Annotated in this window: 1 protein-coding gene; it reads left to right on the forward strand. The window is 69.9% G+C overall.

Annotation, left to right across the window (positions count from 1 at the left end; all coding sequences use genetic code 11):
- Nucleotides 1-1145: flavodoxin-dependent (E)-4-hydroxy-3-methylbut-2-enyl-diphosphate synthase (ispG, locus tag ACFVGS_RS37365; protein WP_385696940.1), on the forward strand; the 1145-nt coding region annotated here is incomplete at its 5' end.
- Nucleotides 1146-1160 lie beyond the last annotated feature (15 nt).

The raw sequence follows: 1160 nt of genomic DNA on the forward strand, positions 1-1160 counted from the left end.
CTCTCGGTATCCCGTCCGTTCCGACCCGGCTCGCCGAGCGGCGCAAGAGCCGCCAGATCCAGGTCGGATCGGTGGCCGTCGGCGGCGACGCCCCGGTGTCGGTGCAGTCGATGACCACCACCCGCACCTCCGACATCGGCGCCACGCTCCAGCAGATCGCCGAGCTGACCGCCTCCGGCTGCCAGATCGTGCGCGTGGCCTGCCCCACCCAGGACGACGCCGACGCGCTGGCGACCATCGCGAAGAAGTCGCAGATCCCGGTCATCGCCGACATCCACTTCCAGCCGAAGTACGTCTTCGCCGCCATCGACGCCGGCTGCGCCGCGGTCCGCGTCAACCCGGGCAACATCAAGCAGTTCGACGACAAGGTCAAGGAGATCGCCAAGGCGGCCTCCGCCGCCGGCACCCCGATCCGCATCGGCGTCAACGCCGGCTCGCTCGACGCCCGCCTGCTGGCCAAGTACGGCAAGGCCACCCCCGAGGCACTCGTCGAGTCCGCCCTGTGGGAGGCCTCCCTCTTCGAGGAGCACGGCTTTAACGACATCAAGATCTCGGTCAAGCACAACGACCCGGTCGTCATGGTCAACGCCTACCGCCAGCTCGCCGCCCGGTGCGACTACCCGCTGCACCTGGGCGTCACCGAGGCCGGCCCCGCCTTCCAGGGCACCATCAAGTCCGCCGTCGCCTTCGGCGCCCTGCTCTCCGAGGGCATCGGCGACACCATCCGCGTCTCGCTGTCCGCCCCGCCGGCCGAGGAGATCAAGGTCGGCATCCAGATCCTGGAATCCCTCAACCTGCGCCAGCGCCGCCTGGAGATCGTCTCCTGCCCGTCCTGCGGCCGCGCCCAGGTCGACGTCTACAAGCTCGCCGAGGAGGTCACCGCCGGCCTGGAGGGCATGGAGGTCCCGCTCCGCGTCGCCGTCATGGGCTGCGTCGTCAACGGCCCCGGCGAGGCCCGCGAGGCCGACCTCGGCGTCGCCTCCGGCAACGGCAAGGGCCAGATCTTCGTCAAGGGCGAGGTCATCAAGACCGTCCCCGAATCCAAGATCGTCGAGACCCTCATCGACGAGGCCATGAAGATCGCCGAACAGATGGAGAAGGACGGCGTCACGAGCGGCGAGCCCACCGTCTCCGTCGCCGGCTGACCCGGCCGCCACCGG

The organism is Streptomyces sp. NPDC127114, assembly GCF_042677525.1.
Classification (GTDB): Bacteria; Actinomycetota; Actinomycetes; order Streptomycetales; family Streptomycetaceae; genus Streptomyces.